Consider the following 25910-nt stretch of genomic DNA (forward strand, 5'->3'; position numbering starts at 1 on the left):
TCAAATTACTTTATTTAATCTTTCTTGTCAAGATGTTCCTCTTTTGAACAGCTTGTCATTACTGGCTTGGCGTAAAATTCGGGTACCTTAGAATTTAGTTTTTTAGGGTACCCGATTTTAGCACCTTTGCTTTAAGATTTAATGAATAATTTGAATAGTAGTCAAAACAAAAAAGCCTGTAAATCATACGATTTACAGGCTTTTGCTGCAATTTTAATTCTTTCTAGTGGAGTCGCCGAGAATCGAACTCGGGTCCAAACAAGCAACTAAAAAGCTTTCTACACGTTTATTTCCTGATTGGGTTTTCGATAGTGCGCCAGGCCAGAAACAGCCACACACTACTTATCTTCTTAATTTCGAAATCCACCCGAAGCTTATGGAAATCTAGGTTTATTTTTACGGTTCCCCTGTACTGACCGCCACAAACCAAGGCTTTCAAGGAGAATCCAGCTTTCCTATCTGATAGGAACGTGGCGTAATCGTACTATAATTCGGATTATGCAGCTAAAGCGTAGTTATTTTCGCCGTTTAAAATGGTAAGATCTTATATTTACGAGCAAGGTCTCAATGCTCGACGTGCTTACTTCTCAATTCGACTTGCTGTCAAAACCAGTCGACCCCTTTTTAATTCAAAAATGAATTTGAGTTTGCAAATATACAATTAAAACTAGTATAATTTAGCATGAACTTTAAACTCTACAACAAAAATCATTCCTCTTTATCTAAACGGAAGGGATAGTCACCAAATAGGCTAGATATTTTCCGAACTTGATATGTCTTTGTAGTAAATTTATTAGAAAGAGCAATAATGGTTAGCTTCTCATTTCTTAAACTGATATACGATGAGGTATTCCCATGCCACCAACCGTTGTGAAAATAGAAATTTTGTCCTGTATCCCAATTGATCATGCGTATGCCCAAACCATAGTTTTTTATTCCTTTATGTTCGTTACTATATCCCAGATAGACCCGTTCTAGTAATGTTGGATTTAAGAAATCGGGAGCATTTCGGGCACGGTCAAATTTCAATAAATCTCGTGGTGTAGAATAGATATTTTTGTCGCCATACACAGCATCCAAAAAATCTTTGCCTATTTCCACCTTGTTCCCTTTATAAGATGGAACTACGCTATCTTTATCGTTTTCATAATCGAATACAAAGCTGTCCTTCATGCCTAGCGGTTTGAAAACCATCACTTCCATTGCTTTTTTATAGCTCAATTTGGTTACTTTTTCAATTATTAAGGCCAGCATGGCATAATTAGTATTACAATAACTGAATCGGGTATCTGTTTTAGATTCTAATCCAATGTCTTTGGTAGCCATTAAAGTTAGAATATCTTGATTGGTAAGAATGTTATGACGGTCCCAAATTTCTTTTTTATCCGCAAAATAAGCATAGTTTTTCATCCCGCTTCGATGATTTAGAAGTGTTTTTATTGTGACATCCGGATAAGGAAATTCCTTTAGAATAGTATTTACCTTTTGATCTAAATCAATTCTTTTCGCATTTATTAATTTTAATATTACTGCAGCCGTAATGACTTTGCTGACTGATGCTAAATGCAACGGAGTAGTAGCAGTAATCCGTTTTTTTGTTTTAAAATTGGTGTAACCTTCGTATTTTTCATAAATAATCTGACCGTTTTTTGCCACGAGAAGACTGCCATTTAAACTATTGTTTGGCCAGTTTTTGCGATAAAAAGAATCAATGGATCTTTTTTTGGATTGAATATAGGAAGCTGTCAATTTAGGGAGCTCATTGTTTAAAGGCTTCATCTTAGGTAGCGTACTCTTTGGAAGTTTATCATCGCTTAATTCTACCTTCTTTTTCTCTTTTGCACAAGAGCTCAATACAAGTGCGAGCACAAGTATTTGTAGTATATTTGTTTTTTTTATGAAAATCATTTTGGTGTGGTACTTAAAGGCAAATATATAGAATCAATCCCTTTTTAAGGATTCTTTTTCGTAAAAGCTGATAGTTGTATTTTGTTAAAGTTTGTTTTTAATTCTGTATTATTTTGTGATTCAGCTTTTAATAATTTTTAGCATTGAAATGTTTGTAGTAAAAAAAAGATAGATGTAGGTTAAAATGTTATATTTGTAACAAATAACACTAATAAAGTTGTATAAATAAATATCATTAAAGAGTATGAAATTCGGAATTATAAGAGAGAGAAAAAATCCGCCTGACCGTAGAGTCGTTTTCTCGCCGGAGGAACTAGAAAGATTGAAAGGGCTGTATCAAGAAGCTGAGATTAAGGTAGAATCCTCTGACATTCGAATTTTTACCGATGAACAGTACCGAGATTTAGGGATTGAAGTATCTGAAGATTTAAGCGATTGTGATGTTTTATTTGGAGTAAAAGAAGTTCCAGTAGAGTATTTAATGGCTGGTAAGTCGTATTTCTTTTTTTCGCACACCATTAAAAAGCAACCTTACAACAGGAAGTTGCTACAGACTATTCTTGAAAAAAATATAGACTTATACGATCACGAAACTATTATTGATGCCGAAAATAGAAGATTAATAGGTTTTGGACGTTATGCAGGTATTGTGGGCGCTTATAATAGTATTCGTGCTTTTGGAATCAAATTTGAATTATTCAAATTGCCCAAGGCAGAAACACTTTCAGGAAAAGAGCAAATGATTTCTCACCTAAAACGAATCGTTTTTCCACCAATTAAATTTGTAGTTACCGGAACAGGGAAAGTAGGCAATGGAGTAAAAGAAATTCTAGATGCTATAAAAATTAAACAGGTTACTGTTGAAAATTATTTGACCAAGAATTATACGCAAGCGGTTTATGTCCAAATTGATGTTTTGGATTACAATAAGCGTATCGATGGAAAAGTTTTGGATTTTAAAGATTTTTGCGAAAATCCAAAAGAGTATATTTCTGATTTTGAACGATTCACTAAAGTTTCTGACATAGTGATTACGGGACATTTTTATGCCAATGAGGCACCGGTTATTATTAGCAGAGAAATGCTTCAGGCCAATGATTGTAAAATTAAAATCATTGGTGATGTTTCTTGTGATGTTAATGGTCCTATTGCTAGTACTTTGAGAGCATCAACGATTGCCGAGCCATTATACGGATATTTGCCTTCTGAGAATCGTGAAGTAGATGTTTTTCATCCTGCAGCCATAGTGGTAATGGCTGTTGATAATCTTCCTTGTGAGCTTCCAAAAGATGCCAGCGAAGGTTTTGGAGCAATGTTTATGGAACATGTGATTCCAGCCTTTTTTAATGGTGATAAAGAGGGTATTCTGAAAAGAGCCAAAATGACCGAAAAAGGAAAACTTACCCCTAGATTTGCTTATTTACAAGACTATGTTGACGGGAAATAGTTAAAAGTTATGAATTGTAAATTATGAGTTATAAATTCCCAACTTATAACTCATAATTTATAATTATTTTAAACCATATCTTCGGGTTTTACCCAATCATCAAAATCTTCAGGACTTACATAGCCTAAACGCACGGCTTCTTCTTTTAAAGTTGTTCCGTTTTTATGGGCTGTTTGAGCAATTTCGGCCGATTTATAATAACCAATTTTGGTATTTAAAGCCGTAACCAGCATCAATGAGTTGTCAACTAGTTCTTTGATCCTTTTATAGTTGGGTTCAATACCTTGGGCACAATGTTCGTCAAATGATACGCAGGCATCTCCTAATAATTGTGCCGATTGTAGGAAGTTGGCTGCCATTAGCGGTTTGAAAACATTTAATTCATAATGACCCTGCATACCTCCAACACTAATTGCTACGTCATTACCAATAACTTGGGCACAAACCATAGTCAAGGCTTCACATTGGGTGGGATTTACTTTTCCTGGCATAATAGAGGAGCCGGGTTCATTCTCTGGAATAATTATTTCACCTATTCCTGAGCGAGGACCTGAAGCTAACATTCGGATATCATTGGCGATTTTATTTAATGAAACGGCCAATTGCTTTAATGCTCCATGAGTTTCCACCATGGCATCGTGAGCCGCCAAAGCTTCAAATTTATTCTGAGCAGTTACAAATGGATGGCCTGTAAATTCAGCGATGTATTGGGCTACTTTTATATCGTATCCTTCGGGAGTATTTAATCCCGTTCCTACGGCTGTACCACCAAGAGCCAATTCTGATAAATGGGATAAGGTGTTTTTGACCGCTTTTAGACCGTGATTTAATTGGGAGACATAACCAGAAAGTTCTTGACCTAGGGTAAGGGGAGTGGCATCCATTAGATGGGTGCGACCTATTTTTACAAGGGTGTTGAATTGGACGGCTTTTTTTTGTAAAGTGTCCCTTAATCTTTCGACTCCGGGAATCGTAACTTCAACTACCGCCTTGTAAGAGGCGATATGCATAGCGGTAGGGAAAGTATCGTTAGACGATTGGGACTTGTTTACATCGTCATTGGCTTTGATAAATTGTTCGCCTTCACCAATGGTAAACCCTTTTAATACCTGAGCTCTATTGGCAATGACTTCGTTTATGTTCATGTTGCTTTGGGTTCCTGAACCGGTTTGCCAAATAACTAACGGGAATTGATCGTCTAGTTTTCTTTCTAAAATTTCTTCGCAAACAGCTGTAATCGCATCGCGTTTTTCGATGGATAAAACACCCAATTCACAATTTGTATACGCGGCCGCTTTCTTGAGATAAGCAAAGCCTTCGATAATTTCTTTTGGCATCGAAGCGACTGGACCTATTTTGAAATTGTTTCTGGAGCGTTCTGTTTGTGCGCCCCAGTATTTTTCTGCAGGTACCTGCACTTCTCCCATGGTGTCTTTTTCTATTCTGAATTTCATTTCCATGCTTATTTGTTCAAAGTGATGAGATTTACTTTTTTGGGGTCTAATTTAAATAAAGGCACAACAACCTTACAATTGTATCTAAATTTACGTATAAATACTATTTTATGAAAATTGATTTGTTTTTTTATTGCTAAGAAAAGATATTAAACTTACATTTGTGGCTACATTCAAAAATTCCGGAAAACATGTTTGAATTTTCACAGTATTTAGGCTTTTTACTTTTCTTAACCATTCTTACAATAGGATTTTGGTTAATGTTTTTCTTGGTAGGTTTCGTTCAGTATTGGATTGGAGGAGCTTTATGGGAAAGATATAAGGAAAAGAAAGCAAAGAAAGAACAATCTGTTTAACTGATTGTTTAATAAAAAAAGGATCCGTTTTACGAATCCTTTTTTTTGGTCTATTAATTTTGAATCTGAGTTTTTGGGTTTAAATAAGGAAATAACTTAGAGGTTTGTATAAAAAAAGGACTCGTTTTACGAGTCCTTTTTGTTTATCCTGGAAAGTCACCACCATTGTCGTTATTGTCATTTTTAGGTTGTCTTTCTCTTTCATTTTTCTGCTTGTTTATGCGATAGGTGAAAGAAAGACTAAATTGCCTTTTTCTCCATTGCATTTCAGAATAGGAATCCACAACACCAGGAAGATAGCTATCCATCATTCTTTTTCTGGAATTGAAAACATCACTAATGTTAAAAGATAAGGTTCCTTTGTCTTTTAAGATGTCTTTGCTAAAGGCTAGATTTGCAGCAAAAACTCCTAAACTTCTACCTTGAGCATAGTTTTGTGGGCCGTTATAAGTAGCATTTGTTTGCCAGTCAATTTTATAAGGCAAGCTCACTTTTGATGTTATTCTAGTGTACCATGACGTAGTGGTATTATCAAAATTTTGAACAATTTCTTGATTGTTAAAATCAGTATATACAAAGTTACCTTGGGTTTCGTTTCTGAAGAAATTGAAATTACCGTTTAATTTCCACCATTTGTAAGGAGAATAATTTAAAGTAAATTCATAACCTGCTCTATATTCAGTAGCCAAGTTTATTGGAGAGCTAATGATAATAGGTGTTCCGTTGACAAAATCACCCGATTCTCTTCTAGCAAATTGAAAAACATCGGTTGTTTTATTTACATATAAGGAAGTGTTAAGAGTCAATTTGTCCCAACGTTTGATATAACCAAAATCAAGAGCATCGGTAAAAGCAGGATTTAAATCTGGATTTCCGGTGAAGATATTGATGTTACTGGATAAGTTGCTGAATGGATTTAACATTCTTCCTCTTGGTCTTGAGATTCTTCGGCTATAGCTTAAAGAAGCACTGCTTTCATCCGAAATTTCATAAGTAAAAAAGGCACTTGGAAAGAAATTGCTGTATTTTTTAGTATTGAAATCATTGGTGGCTAATTGGTTGATGTTAATATTAGAGTCTTCAAAACGCAATCCGAAAAGAGCCGAAAATTTATTAATTTTCATACCATATTGTGTGTAAATGGCATTTACTTTCTCTTTGTATTCTAGGGTGTTGGTGAAATTATTGTTGATTACACCATCATTTTCTACTCTATAATCAGTAATCAATTTATTGAAATCACCGCGATACCCAGCTTCAAACTGACTTCCTTTTCCAAGAGGTAAAACATAATCCATTTGGATTAAATTTCTGTTTTGATCCTGATTATTAATAGTATTGTCAAATTTAATCTGGTTGCTATTCGTAGATTTATCTGTTATTATAGCATCATTTAAATCATTATTTGTAGAAAAGGACCCGTCGATGGTTAATTTATGACCCTCTTTTTTAAATTTTTTGGTAAAATTTGTAGAGAATTCAACATTTTCACTGTCACTATTTTCTTCATTCGTACGATTACGGGTGTAATCATAAACATAGTTTTGATCATAATTTTTTTGAAAAACATCATCTACATTATCTCCTTTGTTTTTTCGGTAGTTCAGGATGTTAGTCCATGAAGTGCTTTCATTTAAATAGAGTTCTACACCAAAGTTACCATTATAACCTTTATTGTATCGGTCATTTTCTCTTGTTTCATTGACGTAATTTTTAGTCGAATTATCCGAATTCAAATAACGTGAATTAGTGATTGCACTTCCCGGACTGTTGCGGTAATTGTATCCTTGGGTTGTGAAAATATTGAAATTCTTAGATTTATAGCTCAATGTTCCGCTTAGACCATGATTGTCAGGAATTCCGGTTGAGGCAATAAAAGTACCGTTTAAGCCTTGATTTTTTCCTTTTTTCAGAATAATATTTAATAAACCTCCACCACCTTCGGCATCATATCGGGCAGATGGATTTGTAATAACTTCAACTTTATCAATGGCATCGGCAGGGATTAATCGCAAAGCCTCGGCTATGTTAATGGCATTGGATGGTTTTCCGTCTATAAGCACTCTAACATTTTCATTTCCACGAAGGCTTACGTTTCCTTCGACATCTACAGAAACAGACGGGATATTGTCTAAAACATCACTAACAGTTCCACCTTTTACCATAAGGTCGTTTCCTACATTATATACTTTTTTGTCTAGTTTTATCTCTACAGTCGATTTCTCGGCACGGATAATGACTTCGTTAAGTTGGGCAGCATCTTCTTCTAAGGCAATTTTACCTAGATTAGTACTAGACTGAAGATTTTTTTGCTTTATTTCATTTAGTTTAAAAGAAATAAACTCGATTTTTATGTCATAAACTCCAGCGATAACGTCAATTGCAAATTCACCTTTGGCATTGGTAATGCCCCCAGCGATTGCTTTTGGATTTTTTGAATTTATAAAAGTTACCGTAGCATATTCTAGAGGTTGCTTGCTTATTTTTTCAATAACCGTACCTGTAATTTTTATTCTTTCTTTGGATGGCGCATTTTGCTGGGCAAAACTGATCAGAAATGTAAATAAAAGGCTAATTGAAAAGAAGTACTTTAACTGGTATTTCATTTTAGTTTAAATTAAAAATTATTGCGGGTAGGATTGCAAAAAATGGGATTGGTTTAAAGGCTAAATCATAATATTCTGTTAAATGATTTATCGAGTCTCTAAAGGAATGAATTTAGTCGGTCTAAGTCTCTGCCAATGATCGCTTTATTGCCTTTTATAACAATAGGTCTTTCTATCAAAATGGGGTGAGAAACCATCGCTTGAATAATTTCAGAATCGGTAAGTGCTTTGTTTTTGAAATTTTCGATCCATATTTTTTCTTTTTGGCGAACTAAATCCAATGGTTTGCTTTCTAATTTATTAAGTACAGCAACCAATTCATCAAAACTTGGAGGATTGTCTAAATAATTGATAATTTCATATTCTTGACCTGATTGAGTCAGGAAAGCGAGGCAGTTTCTTGATTTTCCGCAACGCGGATTATGGTATACCTGTATCATGGGTTTTATTTTTTAAGAAGTGTAGGAAATTGAATTTAAAAAACTAATTTAGAAGAAACAAAAATAGGCTTTGAGAGTCAAATTTCAGAATTATAATTTAAATATTAACAGATGTTTATAGAGCAAGGTGTAAATCCAGAGAATAGGTTTTGGAAGTATTTAGTGGGTTTAGGATTGATTTTTATGGCTTCAATTGTAGGTCAAATTCCTTTGTTGGTAGCCATTTTCTATGAAACTCTTTCTAAAGGCAAAGCTTATCCTTTGGATAATGAACAAATGATGCAGTTTTTCGAACCTAATTTGACTTTATTTTTGGTTTTAATATCTTTTGTTTTCGCTATGTTGGGGATTTTTTTTGTAGTCCGCTATTGGCATAAGCAAACATTACTTTCGGTAACTACATCAAGAGAGAAAGTAGATTGGGGAAGAATATTTTTTTCATTTTCAATTTGGGCTGGTTTTATGATTGTTTCCACTTTAACGAATCCTGATGGTTTAGTGCTTAATTTTAAACCACTTCCTTTTGCAATATTAGTAGTGATTAGTGTGCTGTTGATTCCTATTCAAACCAGTACTGAGGAATATGTTTTTAGAGGGTATTTGATGCAGGGTTTTGCTAATTTAGCCAAAAATAAATGGATTCCGTTAGTGGTGACTTCAGTTGTTTTTGGAGCCATGCATTTATCTAATCCGGAAGTTTCAAAAATGGGGAATATTATTTTTGTTTATTATATAGGAACGGGTTTTTTTCTTGGAATTATTACTTTAATGGATGAAGGTATGGAACTGGCTTTGGGCTTTCATGCCGCTAATAATTTGATTGGCGCCTTGTTAGTCACTTCTGATTGGTCTGCGTTTCAAACACATTCTATTTTTAAGGATATTTCTGAGCCACAGGCAGGGATTGATATAATTATGCCAGTGGTTATAATTTACCCGATACTTTTATATATCTTTAGTAGAAAATACCAATGGACCAACTGGAAAGAAAAACTGATCGGAAAAATTGAAGTACTACACAAGGAATACTAATTTTAAACAAATTCCATCATTATGAAAGAAGTGAATTATACTACTGTACACAATTTTTTTAAGCTGAATGGATTTCCAATGGATAAGGAGAGATTATGTGAAGCTGCTTATAGCCTAATCAAAGAGGGAGACGAATCAGAACAAACAACAGGAGCGTTTTTGTTAGATTGGTTTGATGCTAAAAGCTATATAAATTTGCAAACTTCAGGAACAACAGGAATTCCTAAAAATATCAGAACAAGTAAACAAGCAATGATTGATTCGGCTTTGGCTACGGGGAGTTTTTTCGAATTAAATCCAGGTGATAAAGCCTTATGTTGTTTGCCTACCAAATATATTGCTGGTAAAATGATGCTGGTGCGAAGCATTGTTTTAGGCCTTGATCTTGATTATGTAGCTCCAAGTTCCTTTCCGATATTGCATAATAGCACTATATATGATTTTGTAGCAATGGTCCCTTTACAAGTAGAAAATTCTTTACAGGAATTGAAAAACGTGAAGAAAATAATTGTTGGGGGTGCTAAAATGAGTAAAGCTCTCGAAAAAAAACTGTTAAATACAAAAACAGCAGTCTATGAGACTTATGGAATGACAGAAACGATTACTCATATTGCGGCCAAGAAAGTCGGGGAAAAAGCTTTTTCTGTTTTACCGAATGTTAAAATCTCTCAGAATGATAAGAATTGCTTGGTAATTGAGGCTTTGAAAATATCAAATGAAGCTATAGTTACCAATGATCTTGTGGAAATCATTAGTGAAAACCAATTTATTTTTTTAGGACGTATCGATAACGTGATTAATAGTGGAGGAGTCAAGTTGATACCGGAACAAATTGAAGAAAAATTAGCTAGCAAAATTCAGTCCCGTTTTTTTGTAGGAGGAATTACAGATACTGTTTTAGGAGAGAAATTAGTTTTGGTAATAGAAGGAGAACAGCAAGATTTGGACAAAAACCTTTTTAAAAATCTTGATAAATATGAAAAGCCTAAGGAAGTATTTTATATTCCAATATTTAGTGAAACCCAAAACGGAAAGATAAGAAGAAAAGAGATTTTGGAAAGTATTTAGAATAATAAGAATAAAAAAGAGGTTACTCGTGAAATGGCAACCTCTTTTTTTATTAGATTATTTTTGCATTTTAAAATAATAATCGGCCGAGTGTTTCCCACTTCCATAAAATAGAAAAAACACACAAACTGCAAGAACAGCTATTGCCAATAATAAATTTTGCGAATGCATTTCTCCCATGAAATTGACAATAATTGCTCCAATTAGTATGGGTAATTGTGCAATAATAGCCCATCGGGTCAACAATCCAAAAACAATCATTATTCCTCCGATCATATGAGCAGGAGCAATATAGTGAACCATAAACATCCCTCCTCCAATTTTATCAATTGGAGATATCAAATCAGCTAAGTATTGAATGTTTGTAATGAATGTGATTCCTTTTACAAACAAAAATACGCCAAGTGCAATTCGTACTAAATCTAAAGTGAAATAAGTGTGCGAGTTCGCCCATTTATTTAATTCTTTTACGGTATTCATATCGCTTTGATTTTAAAATGGTTGCACTAAGTTAGTGATTTTTAAATAAATAAGATTGTTCTTGTTTTAAAAATGATAAACTCATCTCATTTTTTGATTTGCTAGCTAAATCAGGTGTTATTTTTGTGATGTTGAATTCAGCCAAAATTTCTATTAGTTGAAACAATAATTAAAGCGTAAACCAAGCGAATTTTCGGCATGGCCTTTATGAAGAAAATTAGTCAGATTCATGGATGCTTGAAAATTGTTGTTATTATGACCAATTGATAAATATTTACCAATGTACAATCCAGAGCAGGAACCAAATTTGGTATTACCACCATATTCAGAAACAAAACCAAGTCCTATGGCGCCGTTTTCGTCAGAAAGAGCATAGCCAACTCCTGTTTCGGCACCAAAAAACCAATTGCAATTAAAATTAAATTGAACATTTGGTTTAAGAGCAATTAGGCTAAAGTTGCGATGGGAAGCTCTTTCTTTTACGGTATCTATCGTGTCGGGAATATTTCGAGCAAAACGATAATCATAATCTAGCTTAAGACCAATTTCTGTTTTTGGAGTTATTTTTTTGAAAGCTCTAAAATTAACCCCGATTGCATATCGATGTGTTCGAAACATTTGGATATGTACTGGAAGCGATACATTTACACCAGCTTCTATAAAAATGGATTTGTTCTTTTCGAAACTGTTGTCTTTATTAAAACTTTGTTGCGCGAAGCTTAATTGAAAAACTAGCAACATCACAATCAAAGATATAGTTGATGTAGTTTTCATTTGATTTTAGGTATTAATGATTCATTCTAATCAGTTTTATTTTCCGTATAAATTAAATGTAAGGTGTTTTTAAAGAGCGGATTATTTTAGTTTTTAGAGGTCTATTAATCACTAATAAAGATAAGGAAAAATAAGTGTAAGTAGTTGTTAATGAGTGTTAAACTGTCTTTTTTTATTTAAAAAAAGTATGGTTTTGAATTTTAATAAAAAAGAATAAACAGTATAAAAAGAGGTTGGAATAAAAATAAGAAAATGATATTTTCCAATGGTTTATCAAGCAGATGTTTTTAGCTCCATTTTTCACTAGTAGTAAATAAAACTAGTGAAAAACGGAGGTAGAATAGTATATAAATAAAAATGTTTGTTATACCTGAATAACCCCTAAATTGAATGGCTTTTCGATAGGCGCGTGATTAGCAGCTTCTATTCCCATTGAAATCCAAGTTCTGGTGTCAAGAGGATCAATTATTGCATCTGTCCATAATCGGGAGGCAGCATAATAAGGAGAAACTTGTTCGTCATATCTTGCCTTGATTTTAGCGAATAATTCAGCTTCTTTGGCTTCGTCAACAGTTTCACCTTTAGCTTTCATTGAAGAAGCTTCAATTTGCGCCAAGACTTTGGCGGCTTGTGTTCCTCCCATAACGGCCAATTCGGCACTTGGCCAGGCAAAAATCAATCTCGGGTCATAAGCCTTACCGCACATGGCGTAGTTTCCGGCACCATAAGAATTTCCTACAATTACGGTGAATTTTGGTACTACCGAATTACTTACAGCATTCACCATCTTGGCACCATCTTTTATGATTCCTCCCTGTTCTGATTTCGATCCCACCATAAAACCGGTAACGTCTTGTATAAATACCAAAGGGATTTTTTTCTGGTTGCAATTGGCAATAAAACGGGTAGCTTTATCGGCACTATCGGAATAGATGACACCGCCAAATTGCATTTCTCCTTTTTTGGTTTTTACCACTTTTCGTTGATTGGCAACAATTCCAACAGCCCATCCGTCAATTCTGGCATAACCCGTGATTATGGTTTGACCATAGCCGTCTTTGTAGGCTTCAAATTCGGAATTGTCAACCAAACGATTGATGATTTCCATCATGTCGTATTGTTCATTTCGGGCTTTTGGCAAAATACCATAGATATCTTTTTCGTCTAAAGCAGGTTTTTCAGGTTTCACTCGGCTGTAACCGGCTTTTTCATAATCCCCAATTTTATCAACGATGTTTTTTATTTTGTCTAAGGCGTCTTTGTCGTCTTTGGCTTTATAATCGGTAACTCCCGAAATTTCGCAATGCGTTGTGGCTCCACCTAAAGTTTCGTTATCGATAGTTTCACCAATAGCGGCTTTTACCAAATAGCTTCCCGCCAAGAAAATACTTCCCGTTTTGTCAACAATGATGGCTTCGTCACTCATAATGGGTAAATAAGCGCCACCGGCAACGCAACTGCCCATAATCGCTGAAATTTGGGTAATTCCCATGCTACTCATTTGAGCATTATTTCTAAAAATGCGTCCAAAATGTTCTTTATCAGGGAATATTTCGTCTTGTAAAGGCAAATAAACACCGGCGCTGTCTACCAAATAGATGATTGGTAAACGATTTTCCATCGCAATTTCCTGTGCTCTTAGGTTTTTCTTGGCGGTAATTGGGAACCAAGCACCCGCTTTTACGGTAGCATCATTGGCCACAACAATGCATTGTTTTCCTTTGATGTATCCTATTTTTACAACAACTCCTCCCGAAGGGCAACCGCCATGTTCGGCATACATTCCTTCTCCTACAAATGCTCCAATTTCAATGCATTCTGCGTTAGCGTCAAGTAAATAATCAATTCGTTCGCGTGCGGTCATTTTACCTTCAGCATGCAATTTTTCAATTCTTTTTTCGCCACCTCCCAATTTTACTTTGGTAAAATTTTTCTTTAATTGGGATAATAGAAGTTTATTGTGATCTTCGTTTTTATTGAAGTTTAAATCCATAATATTGTAATGTTTGTAAGAAAATAGATGGCTAAAGTACGAAATTCATCCTAATAATTCAATGCATTGACTCATTTAGAATGTAGAATTGCTATAAATGCAAAAAAAAAAGAAAACAGAAATTTACTTCTGTTTCCTTTTTTGATATGATTAATAATAAATATTTATTTTTTTGAATCGTTGACCAATCTTTTTAAGATAGCCCATTGTTTTAAGGCATCCCGAGCTTCAACGGCTGGATAACCTAAAACTGTTTTTCCGGCTGGCACATCACAGGTAACACCTGAACCGGCACCTACAATTACACCATCACCTAAGGTTGCGTGGTCTTTTATAGAAGCGCTTCCGCCAATGATTACACCATTGCCTAAAGTCACTGAACCAGCAAGTCCGCTGTGTCCGGCCATGATACAAAAACGACCTAGTTTACTGTTATGACCTATTTGAACTAAATTGTCAATTTTGCAACCATCGCCAATAACGGTAGAGCTGAATTTTCCTCTATCTACACAAGAATTAGCGCCTATTTCTACTCCGTTACCAATAATTACATTTCCAATTTGAGGTATTTTGACCAAGCCTCTTTCGGGACAAGGACGAAATCCAAATCCATCGGCGCCAATTGTCGCATTGGGATGAATAATACAATCAGTACCAATATGACAACGTTCTCTAACCACTGTTCCGGACCAAATCACGCTGTTTTTTCCTATGGTAGATTCATCAAGAATGGTCACATTAGGATAAATAATAGAGTTTTCGCCTATTTTAACTTTAGGACCAATATAGGCTCCGGCACCAATTTTTGAGCCCACTCCTATAATTGCCGATTTGTCTACAACCGCCGTTGGGTGAATGTCGATATAAAATTCCGGCATCGGATGTGCAAAAAGGTTGAGAACTTGTGACATGGCCAAATCGGCATTTTTTACTTTTATGAAAGCTCTGTTCTCTCCTGGTTCGATTGAAATATCCTCGTTAACAACCGCCACGCAGGCTTTTGAGCTTGACCAAAGTTTCTCGTATTTTTTATTTCCTATAAATGAAATTTCAGTTTCCATGGCGACTTCCAATTGTTCTGGCGCCGTTATAGATTGTAGGGTATTACCTAAAATGGTTCCCTTGAGGACTTCATTGATTTCTTGAACTGAATAGGATTTCATTAAGTGTAATGTTAGATTTTGGATTAAAATTTTTCAAATAAAATGATTTAGGTTTGGAATTCCTAATATTTGAAGATTCTTTAACAACAATAAAATGGTATTGTGAAAAAATTTTAAAATAAATGAAGAACATTAGCAATTATTGAAGGTTTTTTTAGGAGTCAATGTTGGTTTTTGTAAAAGTATCTCAGCATAAATGCATGAAAGACCATTTTTTGCATCTTTTTTTGCAGAAATGAACATTAACCATAGCTTATCCTGAATTTTCCGACAATAGACTGTGGTTGTTTTTTCTTGTGAACAAAAAGAAATTCAAGATGTAAGAATTTCTTTTGATTATTTGTAAGGGATTTTTTAAATATATTTGGAAATAAGCAGATAGGGGAAACAAAGCTTTATTTCGGTTGTATACTGGTTAGTGGCAAATTAAACCCAAAAAACGTAAAAATAGTAAATTATGAAAAACACATTATTTGTTACAATGTTATTTTTAGCAACAAATTGTTTTGCACAAGTGAAATCGGAAAAAGTTGATGAACTAAAAAGAGTAAATATTGAACTTAGTACCGAAAAAGATTCAATTATAAAAGTTGTTTATAAAAAGGAAATGGAAAATAATAAAAAACCAGCTTACTTCCTAAATGGACAATTGACTAACGAAAGTATTTTAAGAACCTTAAATCCGAGTGAAATTGGAACAGTCAATGTAGAAAAAGGCGACTTTGTAATAAATAATGTAAAATATTTTGGAAAACTTAAAATTGAACTTAAAAGTAGTTATAGTCCAAAATTAATATCATTGAATAATTTAAAAGCTAAATATACGAACCTAAGTGGAAACCAAACAATTTTTAAAATTGACAATGAAATAGTAAATTCAAATTATGACAATTTTATAATCGATGAGAAATTTATTTTGAAAATTATTGTTGAAAATTATGAAAATAAAGAAGAAAAATTAAACGTGAATTTCATCAATTTGATTACGAAAACAGAAGAGAACATAAAGAAATCAAAACAAACAATAATCCGTGGAAATAACGAATTTGCGATAAATAAATAAGTAAAAAGTTCCTTGGGCTTGAAAAGCCAACAATATAGCTGCGATTGAGTAAAACCACTCAACTTCTTTCTTTATTAAGATTGCTATTTGGTTTTATAAATAAAAAAATCCTCTACGCATTTTTAATCAAAATGCGTAGAGGGATTTTTATAATTTGAGTTTAGGTTCACTGAATACTGCAAACTGACCACTGCAAACTGAAAACTATTCCTCTTCTTTTTGTCCCATCATCATCAGATAAGCTTTTAAGAATTCGTCAATTTCCCCATTCATCACTCCATCAACATTGCTGGTTTCATAGCCAGTACGGACATCTTTGACCAGTTTGTAAGGTTGCATGACGTAATTCCTGATTTGGGAACCCCATTCTATTTTCATTTTTCCGGCTTCAATATCGGCGCGTTGTGCCTGTTTCTTTTTCAACTCAATTTCGTACAGTTGAGAACGCAACATTTGCATCGCACGCTGCCTGTTGTCCTGTTGAGAACGGGTTTCTGAACATTGAATTTGAATTCCGGTAGGTTTATGATACAGTTGTACTTTGGTTTCCACTTTGTTCACATTTTGACCACCGGCACCACTAGATCTTGAAGTTGTAATTTCAATATCGGCAGGATTAATGTCAATTTCGATACTGTCATCCACAAGCGGATACACATAAACCGAAGCAAAAGAAGTGTGGCGTTTGGCATTGCTGTCAAAAGGGGAAATACGCACCAAGCGATGTACTCCGTTTTCTCCTTTTAAATAACCAAAAGAATAATCGCCTTCAAATTCCAGTGTTACGGTTTTTATTCCTGCGACATCGCCTTCTTGATAATTGAGCTCTTTTATTTTATAGCCATATTTTTCGCCCCACATCATGTACATACGCATTAGCATCGATGCCCAATCGCAACTTTCGGTTCCACCGGCACCGGCTGTGATTTGTAAAACAGCACTTAAGGTGTCACCTTCATCCGAAAGCATGTTTTTGAATTCGATGGCTTCGATATGTTTTTCGGTAAGATTGTATTGTTCGTCAAGTTCTTCTGCCGTGAGTTCTCCCTCTCGGTAAAATTCATAAGCCAATTGCAATTCATCAGTCATTTCGACTGCTTTATCGTAATCTTCGATCCATTTTTTCTTGTTTCTAAGATTCTTTACAATTAATTCGGCTTCTTTGGCGTTATTCCAAAAATCCGGAGCAAAAGTCTTTTCTTCTTCGTTAGAAATTTCGATTAGTTTGGCATCAACGTCAAAGATACCTCCTCAACGCACCAAGGCGCTCTACAATACCTTTTATTTGTTCGGTAGTTGTCATAAATTATGTAATTTTGTGCAGCAAAAATAAGAAAATTTTTCGCTCAGGAACAAGTGGAACTTGTTTGGATTAAAATAAAAATAAATAGATGGAAATAAATTTAGTTAGCGATACGATTACCAAACCAACATATGAAATGTTGCAGTACATGTTTAATGCCCAAGTAGGGGATGATGTGTACAAACAAGATCCAACAGTTATTGAACTTGAGGCAAGGGTTGCTGCAATGTTTGGAATGGAAGCGGGACTATTTTTTCCATCGGGAACTATGGCAAATCAAGCGGCTATAAAATTGCATACCCAACCGGGAGAACAATTAATTGCTGACAAATATGCACATGTGTATCATTATGAAGGCGGCGGAGTTTCTTTTAATAGTGGAGTTTCCTGTTGCTTGCTTGACGGAAATCGCGGGATGATTACTGCAGAACAAGTGGCGGCGGCGATTAACGATCCTGAATTTTATCACAGTCCGCTAACAAGTTTGGTATGTGTAGAAAATACAACCAATAAAGGTGGCGGTGCTTGTTATGAATTGGAAGATTTGCAGAAAATAAAAGAAGTGTGTGTGGCCAATAATCTCAAATTCCACATGGATGGTGCGAGAATTTGGAATGCTTTGGTAGCCAAAAAACAAAATCCTAAGTCTTTTGGGGAAATATTCGATACCATTTCTGTTTGCTTTTCAAAAGGTCTTGGAGCGCCTATAGGTTCGATGCTATTAGGAGATAAAAAAACAATCCACCGCGCTTTAAGGATCCGAAAAATATTGGGTGGAGGAATGCGACAAGTGGGTTATCTGGCTGCTGCCGGAATTTATGCTTTAGACCATAATTTAGGTCGCTTGGCAGAGGATCACCGTAGAGCAAAAGAATTGGCAAATGTATTAAATACTAAAAGTTGGGTGGCCTCTGTTGAACCCGTCGAAACCAATATTTTGATTTTTTCATTAGCTGAAAACTACAGCGATCAATTGCTGATAGAAAAATTAAAACAGAAAAACATTTCAATAAGTTCTATGGGGCATGGAAAACTTAGGATTGTAACGCATCTCGATTATAGGGAAGTGATGCATACTTATGTACTGGAGACCTTGTCTAAGTTATGAGTTTGTTGAGTTGCAGTCATAACTTATTTTGAATGTTTTAAAAAAAAAAGTCCTGAATTATGAGTTTTCAATGAAAGCTTATAATTCAGGATTTCTATTTTGATTGATTATTTGAATAAATTATCCATACCCGGAATCATTGGCATATCCATTTTAGCAACAGCGTCAAGTTCGGCTTCATTTACCTTGGTGGCTTTTTCTATGGCTTTGTTTAATACCAAGATCATATAATCTTCTAGTTGTTCTTTGTCTTGCAATAATTCATCAGCAATTGTGATTGCTTTGATTTTTCTATTGGCAGTGATTGTTATTTTTAGTAAACCGTCAGTGCTTTGTTCATCTACAAGAACGGTATCTAAACGTTTTTTTGTTTCTTCGATTTTATTTTGGGTTTCTTTCAATTTACCCATCATTCCCATTAAATCCATTTTGCTGTTTTTTAAATTATTGGAGTACGAAATTACTATATTTGATACAATAATCAATTTATTAGATGAAAAAACCACTCATTTTAAGCTGTCTTTGTGTTATTTTTGTAACTTCTTTTACAAATATGAAAGCACAACAAATGACAGAGAAAATACAGCCGCCAGTGGCTAAAATTATACCTACGCAGTTTGAAAAGTTTGGAGACGTAAGAGTCGATGATTATTTTTGGTTGAATGACAGAGAGAATCCCGAAGTTATTGATTATCTGAATAAAGAAAATGAGTATTATCAAGAAATGACCGCTCATACTAAAGATTTTCAAAAAGATCTTTATGAGGAAATGAAGGCGAGAATTAAAGAGGATGACGAATCAGTGCCTTATCTTTATAATGGCTATTACTATATTACCCGTTTTGAGAAAGGGAAGGATTATTCTATTTATTCCAGAAAAAAGGAAAGCCTTTCGGCGAAAGAGGAAATCATGTTTGATTGCAATGAATTAGCGAAAGGGCACAAGTATTTTAAATTAAGCGGATTGAGTATTAGTGTTGATAATCAATATGCGACCTTTGCTTTAGATTTAGTGGGGAGAAGAATTTATACTTTGCATGTGAAAAATCTTTTTACGGGAGAAATTCTGGCAGATAAGATCGAAAATGTTACAGGAAGTTCGACCTGGGCTAATGATAATAAGACGATTTTTTACACCAAACAAGATGAGAAAACCTTGCGTTCGGATTCTGTTTTAAAACATAAATTGGGTGAGGAATCATCAAAGGACGAATTAGTTTATTTTGAAAAAGACGACACTTTTGACGTAGGTGTTGGTAAAGAAAAATCAAAAAAATACATCTTAATCAGCTCTTCGAGTACGATGACAACGGAATTCAGAACTTTATTAGCTGACAATCCGGACGGAAAATTTAAAGTTTTTCAAAAGAGAAAACGTGGACTAGAATACAGCATTTCGTTCTATAAGGACAGTTTTTATGTTTTGACCAATAAAGACAAAGCGACCAATTTTAAATTGATGAAAACGCCAGAAGGAGCAACCTCAAAGGAAAGTTGGCAAGATCTAATCCCACACAGAGAGGATGTTTTACTGGAAGATATTGATATTTTTAAAGACTTTTTGGTGGTTTCGGAAAGGAGTAATGGCTTAAATAAGATTCGCATTATGCCTTGGAACGGTAAAGACGAATACTATTTGCCTTTTGAGAGCGAAACTTATACGGCTTATACTACAACCAACGTTGATTTTGACACGGATATTCTTCGATATGGTTATCAATCGATGGCAACGCCGGCTTCGGTGATTGATTTTAACATGAAAACCAAAGAAAAAGAAATCAAAAAAGAGCAGCAGGTTGTAGGAGGGAAGTTTGATAAGAATAATTATACTGAAGAACGTGTTTGGGCTACCGCAACTGATGGGACTCAAGTTCCTATTTCGATGGTTTATAGAAAAGGAATCCAAAAAGACGGCAAGAATCCCTTGCTGTTGTATGCTTATGGTTCTTACGGACATTCTATGGATGCCTATTTTTCATCGACAAGATTGTCTTTGTTAGACAGAGGATTTATTTATGCTATTGCACACATTCGTGGAGGAGAAGATCTAGGAAGAAAATGGTACGAAGATGGAAAACTGTTAAAAAAGAAAAACACCTTTACGGATTTTATCGATTGTTCTAAACATGTTATAGCGCAAAAATATACTTCTCCGGAACATTTGTATGCCGAAGGCGGTTCAGCAGGAGGATTGCTTATGGGAGTGATTGTAAATACAGCGCCACAGTTGTATAATGGGGTTATTGCTCAAGTGCCTTTTGTGGATGTTATGACTACAATGCTTGACGATACTATTCCATTGACTACAGGTGAGTATGACGAATGGGGAAATCCAAATGTGAAAAAATATTACGATTACATGAGATCTTATTCTCCTTATGACAATGTTAAAGAGCAAAATTATCCCAATATGTATGTATCTACAGGACTTCATGATTCTCAAGTGCAATACTGGGAACCGGCAAAATGGGTAGCTAAGCTGAGAAAAACAAAAAAAGATACTAATGTTTTATATCTAGATACAAATATGGATGCAGGTCATGGCGGGGCTTCCGGGAGATTTGAGGCACTTAAAGAACTATCAAAAGAATTCAGTTTTTTGTTAGATTTAGAGAAAATTAATAAGTAATTGGATTTTTTTGTTAAATTTGCAACGTATCGAAGTCAAATAAAATAGGCTTAGATTAACTATTTTTTTATGAAAGAAGAAATAAACGCTTACAATAACGTTTTAGAATTAATAGGTAATACACCACTTATTAAACTAAATAAAGTAACCGAAAATTTAGAAGGTAATTTCTATGCAAAGGTAGAAGCTTTTAATCCGGGACATTCCTCAAAAGATAGAATCGCATTATATATTATTGAAGAGGCAGAAAAAAAAGGAATATTATCACCAGGAGACACCATAATTGAAACCACATCAGGAAATACCGGTTTTAGTTTAGCAATGGTAAGTATCATAAAAGGATATAATTGTATTCTAGCTGTTAGTTCAAAATCTTCCAAAGATAAAATTGACATGCTTCGCAGTTTAGGCGCCAAAGTCTATGTGTGCCCTGCCCATGTTTCTGCCGATGATGAACGTTCCTATTATAATGTTGCCAAAAGGCTACACGAAGAAACCAAAGGATCGGTTTATATCAATCAATACTTCAATCAACTGAATATTGATGCACACTATAATTCTACAGGTCCGGAAATTTGGAAACAAACAAATGGTAAAATCACACACCTTGTTGCCTGTAGTGGTACTGGAGGAACGATTTCAGGAACAGCAAAATTCCTAAAAGAACAAAATCCTAATATCAAAGTACTTGGAGTTGACGCTTTTGGATCGGTATTAAAAAAATACCATGAAACAAGAGAATTTGACAACGACGAAATTTATCCGTATAGAATTGAAGGTTTGGGAAAAAACCTTATTCCATCGGCTACAGATTTTGATATGATCGATAAGTTCATGAAAGTAACTGATGAAGAGAGTGCCCATTCTGCAAGAGAGATTACAAGAAAAGAAGGCTTATTTGTAGGTTATACTTCAGGAGCAGTAATGCAAGCGATAAGACAATATGCAGAAGAAGGCGAATTTGACGAAAACAGCAATGTAATTGCCATATTCCCAGATCACGGTTCTCGTTATATGAGTAAAGTATTTAGTGATGACTGGATGAACGAGCAAGGTTTCTTTGACAGCGTTAATGAAGAAGAAGCTCAAAAAATTGAACTTATAAAATAGATTATTCTATTTTTAGCCATAAACAAAAAACTCCAGAGCAATCTGGAGTTTTTTGTTTATATACTTTGGGTTATTTCAATCGAAGCGTAATTTCAATTTAGAGAATCATCAGTTGTAGATTTGTGACAACACAATTAGTACAATTGCTATTAAAGCCAAAAACAAACCTAAATAATTCCTTTTACTCAATTTTTCTTTAAACAAAAAAATACCTGCAAGACTTCCCAGAATAATAACCCCCATATTCATTGCTGCAAAAACAGTTGATGGATTATCGGAAAACGCTTTATGTGCCTTTAGATAGAAAAGAATATTGCCAAAGTTAAAAACCCCAACTAAACCACCGAAAATAAAATTTACTGCTTTCAGCTTCGTTTTTTTGAAGACAACTTCATAGGTTATGACCAGTGCCATTAGTGTCATTGCGATGCAAAATATTATAAATAGAGAGCTAGTGTAAGGCAGGCTGGTGTATAAAGAAATTTGTTTAAACAGCACATCTATGATTCCAAAACCAAGCAATACTAAGGCCGGATAGATCCATTTATTGTTTGCGTTTTCTTCTCGCTTAGACAAAATAAGTAATAAAGCTGCTAAGGCTATAAAAAAAGCAATTATTTTGAGTTTATTGAATTCTTCTTCAAAAAGTAGCCAAGCGGCCAAAATAGGAATGAATAGGGAAAGACGTTGGGCGGCATCTGTTTTTACAATGCCCATCTGCTTTATTGACATCGCCAGAATAAGAAAAACCGCAGGAAGTAAGATCCCAAGCGGAATATAGATATTCCAAGGCGCTGTACTATCTATAGCTTTCAAATCGGGACTAAATGATGTATAACAAAGCAGCAATGCAAAAATATAATTCCAGCTTATAATTTGTTTAATATTTACCGTGTAGTTGCGCGAGATTTTAAAAATAATCCCTACAGTTACACTACATAAAATACTTAGGATGAGAAATAGCATCGTGGTTTTTTTAAGTTAAGGTTTTGCTAATAAAAAACTCCAGCATAACTGGAGTTTTAAAAAGTTTTATAAGAAGAGATAATTAAGCTTCTTCCATGGTGTGATACACGTTCATCACGTCATCATCCTCTTCTAATTTTTCGATCAATTTCTCAACATCGGCCATTTCAGCTTCTGTAAGTTTTTTGGTGATTTGAGGTATTCTTTCAAAACCAGAGGAAAGGATCTCTATATTTCTGTTTTCTAGTTCTTTTTGGATGGTTCCAAAACTATTAAAAGGAGCGTAAATTAAAATGCCATCTTCGTCTTCAAAAACCTCTTCAGCACCAAAATCGATTAATTCTAATTCTAACTCTTCAGGATCTATTCCGTTTGCCGGAATTCGGAAATTACAAGTATGATCAAACATGAATTCAACAGAACCTTGAGTTCCCATTGCTCCATTGCATTTGTTAAAATAACTTCTAACATTAGCCACCGTTCTATTGTTGTTGTCAGTTGCGGTCTCGATTAAAAGCGCAATTCCATGTGGTGCATAACCTTCAAAAAGAACTTCCTTATAGTTGGCAGTATCTTTATCCGTTGCTTTTTTAATCGCGCGTTCTACGTTATCTTTAGGCATGTTGGCAGCCTTTGCATTCTGAATAACGGCTCTCAATCTAGAGTTGGCATCCGGATTAGGTCCACCTTCCTTAACAGCCATTACGATATCTTTTCCAATTCTGGTAAATGCTTTAGCCATTGCTGACCAACGTTTCATTTTTCTACCTTTTCTGAATTCAAATGCTCTTCCCATTTCTAATTTGTTATTTTGAATCGCAAAAATACGGTTATTAGTTTTTTTTACCAAAATCAAATTATCTTCTTTTTATGAAAAGAGACCGATAATTACTTTGAAAACTCATTTTTTGCTATTATAATTCTCTAATATGGTAATTGCCTCATTGAGATAATGATTTTTTTTAAGAGTTTCCAGCTGAAATTGGTTGGTTGTTTTTTCCAAAGGATAAAGCGTCAGAAGAAACTGATTCAAGTTTGAATTGTGAATGTCCAGACCATTTGTTTTTGAATCAAAGGCATGAATATCTTCCCACAGGAAATTCAGTTCTTTTTGCTCTTTAAAAAAAACGTCAATTGTTAATGGCATTGGTGGTTTTGGTTGCTTAAGAATGTTCTCTAATTTTGAGTTGAGGTTTTTTATTTCGTTAAAATAAGAATTGACGGCTACTCTTTCCATACTTTCTTTTGCTATTTTTTGAACGAAAGTATCGTCTGAATACGGTTTGAATTCCAAATTCACTAGTAGGCTGTCGTTTTTAAAAGCAGTGGGACTGTTAATTTCTTTAGAATAGATTGTTTCAAATAATTCAGGAAGATGAACGTTTGGAATAATTCCCACGGCTTGATCGCTTTTACCAGTTATTCTATAAAACTTGTTGATAGTTAATTTTATAAAAATGTTGTTCTTATCTTTTTCTAATGGGAGTATGGTTTGCATGGTCGCTTTGCCTATGGTGGAAGTCCCTATCAGTAAAGCTCTATTGTAATCTTGCATTATAGAGGCAAAAAACTCGCTTGCCGAAGCCGAATTACTGTTTATAAGTAAAACAATTGGATCTTTATAAATCATCCCTTCATAAGGATCATTTATTGCCATCTGGATTTTTTTATTGTCGGTTATGATTGAAATTGGCCCCGAATCGATCAGCATTCCGGCTAGTTTAATCGCCTCGTCAATAGAGCCGCCGCCGTTATCAGTCAGATCGATAATCAGTCCTTTGATATTGTCTTTTTGTAACTTTAAAGCTTCCAAGGCAGCGTCTTCGGCACAACCTTTACCGCTGTTTCTGTCATAATCGGTGTAAAAACTAGGGATTTTTATATAACCAAATTTTTCGTTTTTATGTTCAATGATAAAGCTATAAACGGTATTTTCTTCATCTTTTAACAATTGTTTTTCTACCAATACATCAAAAATTTTGCCTGGAGTTCTTTTGAGGGTCAGTTTTATTTTCTTGTTGGTGTCTGATGTGATCATGTTCGAAATTAAATCCAAAGTAGCACAAGAAACGTCCACCGTTTCCTTTAAATTTGAAATAGAAACAATTTGGTCTCCTTTTTTTATTTTGCCCGTTTGAAAAGCGGGACCGTTTGGGTTCAATTCATAAACAATAATTTCCTTTTTTTCATTCAAACTTACATTCATTCCCAGCGAAAGATGTTCTTTTGATAAGGAGGCTAGAAAACTAGATTTTGCATTGATGTTGAAATACCTAGTGTGCGGGTCAAAATAATTACAAAAATAATTGAATATGTTTTCGCTGTAATCCGTTTCCTTTTGCAATAAGGTATTTATTTTACAAAGCTCATTTTCAATAATTGCTTTTTTTGAAGTCAATTCCAATGTTTTAAAATTAGTTTTTATAGAATCTAAATTTTTGTGTTTGGAAGCAACGTCATTAAGAATTTCATATTTTATTTTTTTTGTCAAAACTTTTTCTACTTGATTCTCTTGCAGGTAAAAAGGGAAGTGTTTCTTGTAAAATCGTACCGTATCTTTGAGCTCGTAATCAATGTCTAGATTGTTTATTTTTTCCAAAAAGGATTTATTTCTTGAAAGATCGTTTTTGTATACAGCAATGATTTCTGGTAGGAAAGAGCAATTTTTTGCATTGATAAAATCGTCAATATGGAGACGGTATTTTTTAGAAAGGGTTTCGTATTCTGATTTGAGGAAAATATTTCTGGAAGGATCCAGTTCATTGATAAAGTTATCAAAAATAAAAACCGATAGGCTGTCGTCTATCGGTTTTGGGTAAATATGTTCGCTTTGAATAAGCGTATTTATTTTAGAAAGAATTTCACATGTTTCGGTTTCATTTTGGGCAAAGAGCGAAAATGTCGTCAAAAATAGTATTAATGCAATCTTTCTCATAAGTCCTCCATCCTCTATTATGCTTAAAATTAAGTCTTTTTTTGAAAAAAAGGGCTTAAAAAAAGCATAATTTTT

21 protein-coding genes and 1 other RNA gene are annotated in these 25910 nt (G+C 34.3%); 8 read left to right on the top strand and 14 right to left on the bottom strand.

Annotated elements, in window-relative coordinates:
• Nucleotides 1-224 precede the first annotated feature (224 nt).
• Together ssrA and LNP19_RS09585 are read right to left on the bottom strand one after the other, a co-directional pair.
• Nucleotides 225-621, bottom strand: a transfer-messenger RNA (tmRNA) gene (ssrA, locus tag LNP19_RS09580).
• An 87-nt stretch (nucleotides 622-708) separates the two neighbouring features.
• Complete coding sequence (locus LNP19_RS09585) at nucleotides 709-1908, bottom strand: serine hydrolase domain-containing protein (RefSeq protein WP_230061713.1); 1200 nt, start codon at nucleotides 1906-1908, stop codon at nucleotides 709-711.
• Between the two features lie 244 nt (nucleotides 1909-2152).
• On the opposite strand from LNP19_RS09585, the gene LNP19_RS09590 reads away from it, so the two are divergent.
• On the top strand, nucleotides 2153-3355 hold the full coding sequence (locus LNP19_RS09590) for an NAD(P)-dependent oxidoreductase (RefSeq protein WP_230061714.1): 1203 nt from the start codon (nucleotides 2153-2155) through the stop codon (nucleotides 3353-3355).
• Between the two features lie 68 nt (nucleotides 3356-3423).
• On the opposite strand, the gene fumC is transcribed toward LNP19_RS09590, so the two are convergent.
• Nucleotides 3424-4809: a class II fumarate hydratase gene (gene fumC, locus LNP19_RS09595; RefSeq protein WP_230061715.1), complete on the bottom strand. Its 1386-nt coding sequence runs from the start codon at nucleotides 4807-4809 to the stop codon at nucleotides 3424-3426.
• Nucleotides 4810-5000: 191 nt separating this feature from the next.
• On the opposite strand from fumC, the gene LNP19_RS09600 reads away from it, so the two are divergent.
• A complete protein-coding gene (locus tag LNP19_RS09600) occupies nucleotides 5001-5165 on the top strand; it encodes a hypothetical protein (RefSeq protein ID WP_106357380.1) in 165 nt (54 codons plus the stop codon).
• Between the two features lie 143 nt (nucleotides 5166-5308).
• Here the strand turns inward: LNP19_RS09600 and LNP19_RS09605 are convergent, their stop codons facing one another.
• Nucleotides 5309-7771, bottom strand: a complete 2463-nt coding sequence (locus tag LNP19_RS09605) for a TonB-dependent receptor (protein WP_230061716.1) — start codon at nucleotides 7769-7771, stop codon at nucleotides 5309-5311.
• Between the two features lie 98 nt (nucleotides 7772-7869).
• The gene (gene arsC, locus LNP19_RS09610) at nucleotides 7870-8211 is read right to left on the bottom strand and encodes an arsenate reductase (glutaredoxin) (protein WP_230061717.1); all 342 of its coding nucleotides are present in this window, start codon (nucleotides 8209-8211) and stop codon (nucleotides 7870-7872) included.
• A gap of 111 nt (nucleotides 8212-8322) precedes the next feature.
• Between arsC and LNP19_RS09615 the strand changes: the two genes are divergently transcribed.
• Nucleotides 8323-9243 carry a CPBP family intramembrane glutamic endopeptidase gene (locus tag LNP19_RS09615; RefSeq protein ID WP_230061718.1) on the top strand — a complete coding sequence of 307 codons (921 nt, stop codon included), beginning with the start codon at nucleotides 8323-8325 and terminating at the stop codon, nucleotides 9241-9243.
• A 21-nt stretch (nucleotides 9244-9264) separates the two neighbouring features.
• Nucleotides 9265-10311, top strand: coding sequence for an AMP-binding protein (locus tag LNP19_RS09620; RefSeq protein WP_230061719.1), 1047 nt, complete (start codon nucleotides 9265-9267; stop codon nucleotides 10309-10311).
• Between the two features lie 57 nt (nucleotides 10312-10368).
• Here the strand turns inward: LNP19_RS09620 and LNP19_RS09625 are convergent, their stop codons facing one another.
• The 4 genes from LNP19_RS09625 to lpxD form a co-directional block, all read right to left on the bottom strand.
• On the bottom strand, nucleotides 10369-10791 hold the full coding sequence (locus tag LNP19_RS09625; RefSeq protein WP_072938035.1) for a DoxX family protein: 423 nt from the start codon (nucleotides 10789-10791) through the stop codon (nucleotides 10369-10371).
• 153 nt (nucleotides 10792-10944) lie between these two features.
• The gene (locus LNP19_RS09630; RefSeq protein WP_230061720.1) at nucleotides 10945-11565 is read right to left on the bottom strand and encodes a hypothetical protein; all 621 of its coding nucleotides are present in this window, start codon (nucleotides 11563-11565) and stop codon (nucleotides 10945-10947) included.
• A 364-nt stretch (nucleotides 11566-11929) separates the two neighbouring features.
• The gene (locus LNP19_RS09635; protein ID WP_230061721.1) at nucleotides 11930-13558 is read right to left on the bottom strand and encodes an acyl-CoA carboxylase subunit beta; all 1629 of its coding nucleotides are present in this window, start codon (nucleotides 13556-13558) and stop codon (nucleotides 11930-11932) included.
• A 164-nt stretch (nucleotides 13559-13722) separates the two neighbouring features.
• On the bottom strand, nucleotides 13723-14721 hold the full coding sequence (lpxD, locus tag LNP19_RS09640) for a UDP-3-O-(3-hydroxymyristoyl)glucosamine N-acyltransferase (protein WP_230061722.1): 999 nt from the start codon (nucleotides 14719-14721) through the stop codon (nucleotides 13723-13725).
• 457 nt (nucleotides 14722-15178) lie between these two features.
• On the opposite strand from lpxD, the gene LNP19_RS09645 reads away from it, so the two are divergent.
• Entirely contained in the window at nucleotides 15179-15784 is a 606-nt protein-coding gene (locus LNP19_RS09645) for a hypothetical protein (RefSeq protein WP_230061723.1), read from the top strand.
• Nucleotides 15785-15988: 204 nt separating this feature from the next.
• Here the strand turns inward: LNP19_RS09645 and prfB are convergent.
• Nucleotides 15989-17087 (bottom strand): peptide chain release factor 2 gene (gene prfB / locus LNP19_RS09650; protein ID WP_230061724.1). Its coding sequence is split into 2 segments (ribosomal slippage): nucleotides 15989-17023 and nucleotides 17025-17087, totalling 1098 coding nucleotides; the frame shifts between segments, so codons are not numbered across the junction.
• 88 nt (nucleotides 17088-17175) lie between these two features.
• Between prfB and LNP19_RS09655 the strand changes: the two genes are divergently transcribed.
• On the top strand, nucleotides 17176-18195 hold the full coding sequence (locus tag LNP19_RS09655) for a threonine aldolase family protein (protein ID WP_230061725.1): 1020 nt from the start codon (nucleotides 17176-17178) through the stop codon (nucleotides 18193-18195).
• 107 nt (nucleotides 18196-18302) lie between these two features.
• Here the strand turns inward: LNP19_RS09655 and LNP19_RS09660 are convergent, their stop codons facing one another.
• Entirely contained in the window at nucleotides 18303-18623 is a 321-nt protein-coding gene (locus LNP19_RS09660; RefSeq protein ID WP_230061726.1) for a YbaB/EbfC family nucleoid-associated protein, read from the bottom strand.
• Between the two features lie 125 nt (nucleotides 18624-18748).
• On the opposite strand from LNP19_RS09660, the gene LNP19_RS09665 reads away from it, so the two are divergent.
• Nucleotides 18749-20824: a S9 family peptidase gene (locus LNP19_RS09665; protein WP_230061727.1), complete on the top strand. Its 2076-nt coding sequence runs from the start codon at nucleotides 18749-18751 to the stop codon at nucleotides 20822-20824.
• Nucleotides 20825-20893: 69 nt separating this feature from the next.
• On the top strand, nucleotides 20894-21934 hold the full coding sequence (gene capA, locus LNP19_RS09670) for a cysteate synthase (RefSeq protein WP_230061728.1): 1041 nt from the start codon (nucleotides 20894-20896) through the stop codon (nucleotides 21932-21934).
• A gap of 108 nt (nucleotides 21935-22042) precedes the next feature.
• On the opposite strand, the gene LNP19_RS09675 is transcribed toward capA, so the two are convergent.
• The 3 genes from LNP19_RS09675 to LNP19_RS09685 form a co-directional block, all read right to left on the bottom strand.
• Nucleotides 22043-22900 (bottom strand): EamA family transporter, encoded by an 858-nt coding sequence (locus LNP19_RS09675; RefSeq protein WP_230061729.1) that lies wholly within the window; start codon nucleotides 22898-22900, stop codon nucleotides 22043-22045.
• 82 nt (nucleotides 22901-22982) lie between these two features.
• Nucleotides 22983-23696 carry a YebC/PmpR family DNA-binding transcriptional regulator gene (locus LNP19_RS09680; RefSeq protein WP_230061730.1) on the bottom strand — a complete coding sequence of 238 codons (714 nt, stop codon included), beginning with the start codon at nucleotides 23694-23696 and terminating at the stop codon, nucleotides 22983-22985.
• A gap of 105 nt (nucleotides 23697-23801) precedes the next feature.
• Entirely contained in the window at nucleotides 23802-25835 is a 2034-nt protein-coding gene (locus tag LNP19_RS09685; protein WP_230061731.1) for a S41 family peptidase, read from the bottom strand.
• Between the last annotated feature and the right edge of the window lie 75 nt (nucleotides 25836-25910).

The sequence above is a fragment of the Flavobacterium acetivorans genome, assembly GCF_020911885.1.
Taxonomy (GTDB): Bacteria; Bacteroidota; Bacteroidia; order Flavobacteriales; family Flavobacteriaceae; genus Flavobacterium; species Flavobacterium acetivorans.

Bases quoted from the DNA above. Each gene is read 5' to 3' on its own strand.
- LNP19_RS09605 (WP_230061716.1), bottom strand. From the start codon at position 7,771: ATGAAATACCAGTTAAAGTACTTCTTTTCAATTAGCCTTTTATTTACA.
- arsC (WP_230061717.1), bottom strand. From the start codon at position 8,211: ATGATACAGGTATACCATAATCCGCGTTGCGGAAAATCAAGAAACTGC.
- lpxD (WP_230061722.1), bottom strand. From the start codon at position 14,721: ATGAAATCCTATTCAGTTCAAGAAATCAATGAAGTCCTCAAGGGAACC.
- fumC (WP_230061715.1), bottom strand. From the start codon at position 4,809: ATGAAATTCAGAATAGAAAAAGACACCATGGGAGAAGTGCAGGTACCT.
- LNP19_RS09685 (WP_230061731.1), bottom strand. From the start codon at position 25,835: ATGAGAAAGATTGCATTAATACTATTTTTGACGACATTTTCGCTCTTT.
- LNP19_RS09600 (WP_106357380.1), top strand. From the start codon at position 5,001: ATGTTTGAATTTTCACAGTATTTAGGCTTTTTACTTTTCTTAACCATT.
- LNP19_RS09620 (WP_230061719.1), top strand. From the start codon at position 9,265: ATGAAAGAAGTGAATTATACTACTGTACACAATTTTTTTAAGCTGAAT.
- LNP19_RS09625 (WP_072938035.1), bottom strand. From the start codon at position 10,791: ATGAATACCGTAAAAGAATTAAATAAATGGGCGAACTCGCACACTTAT.
- LNP19_RS09585 (WP_230061713.1), bottom strand. From the start codon at position 1,908: ATGATTTTCATAAAAAAAACAAATATACTACAAATACTTGTGCTCGCA.
- LNP19_RS09590 (WP_230061714.1), top strand. From the start codon at position 2,153: ATGAAATTCGGAATTATAAGAGAGAGAAAAAATCCGCCTGACCGTAGA.
- LNP19_RS09660 (WP_230061726.1), bottom strand. From the start codon at position 18,623: ATGGATTTAATGGGAATGATGGGTAAATTGAAAGAAACCCAAAATAAA.
- LNP19_RS09655 (WP_230061725.1), top strand. From the start codon at position 17,176: ATGGAAATAAATTTAGTTAGCGATACGATTACCAAACCAACATATGAA.
- LNP19_RS09675 (WP_230061729.1), bottom strand. From the start codon at position 22,900: ATGCTATTTCTCATCCTAAGTATTTTATGTAGTGTAACTGTAGGGATT.
- LNP19_RS09635 (WP_230061721.1), bottom strand. From the start codon at position 13,558: ATGGATTTAAACTTCAATAAAAACGAAGATCACAATAAACTTCTATTA.
- LNP19_RS09615 (WP_230061718.1), top strand. From the start codon at position 8,323: ATGTTTATAGAGCAAGGTGTAAATCCAGAGAATAGGTTTTGGAAGTAT.
- LNP19_RS09645 (WP_230061723.1), top strand. From the start codon at position 15,179: ATGAAAAACACATTATTTGTTACAATGTTATTTTTAGCAACAAATTGT.
- LNP19_RS09680 (WP_230061730.1), bottom strand. From the start codon at position 23,696: ATGGGAAGAGCATTTGAATTCAGAAAAGGTAGAAAAATGAAACGTTGG.
- capA (WP_230061728.1), top strand. From the start codon at position 20,894: ATGAAAGAAGAAATAAACGCTTACAATAACGTTTTAGAATTAATAGGT.
- LNP19_RS09665 (WP_230061727.1), top strand. From the start codon at position 18,749: ATGAAAGCACAACAAATGACAGAGAAAATACAGCCGCCAGTGGCTAAA.
- LNP19_RS09630 (WP_230061720.1), bottom strand. From the start codon at position 11,565: ATGAAAACTACATCAACTATATCTTTGATTGTGATGTTGCTAGTTTTT.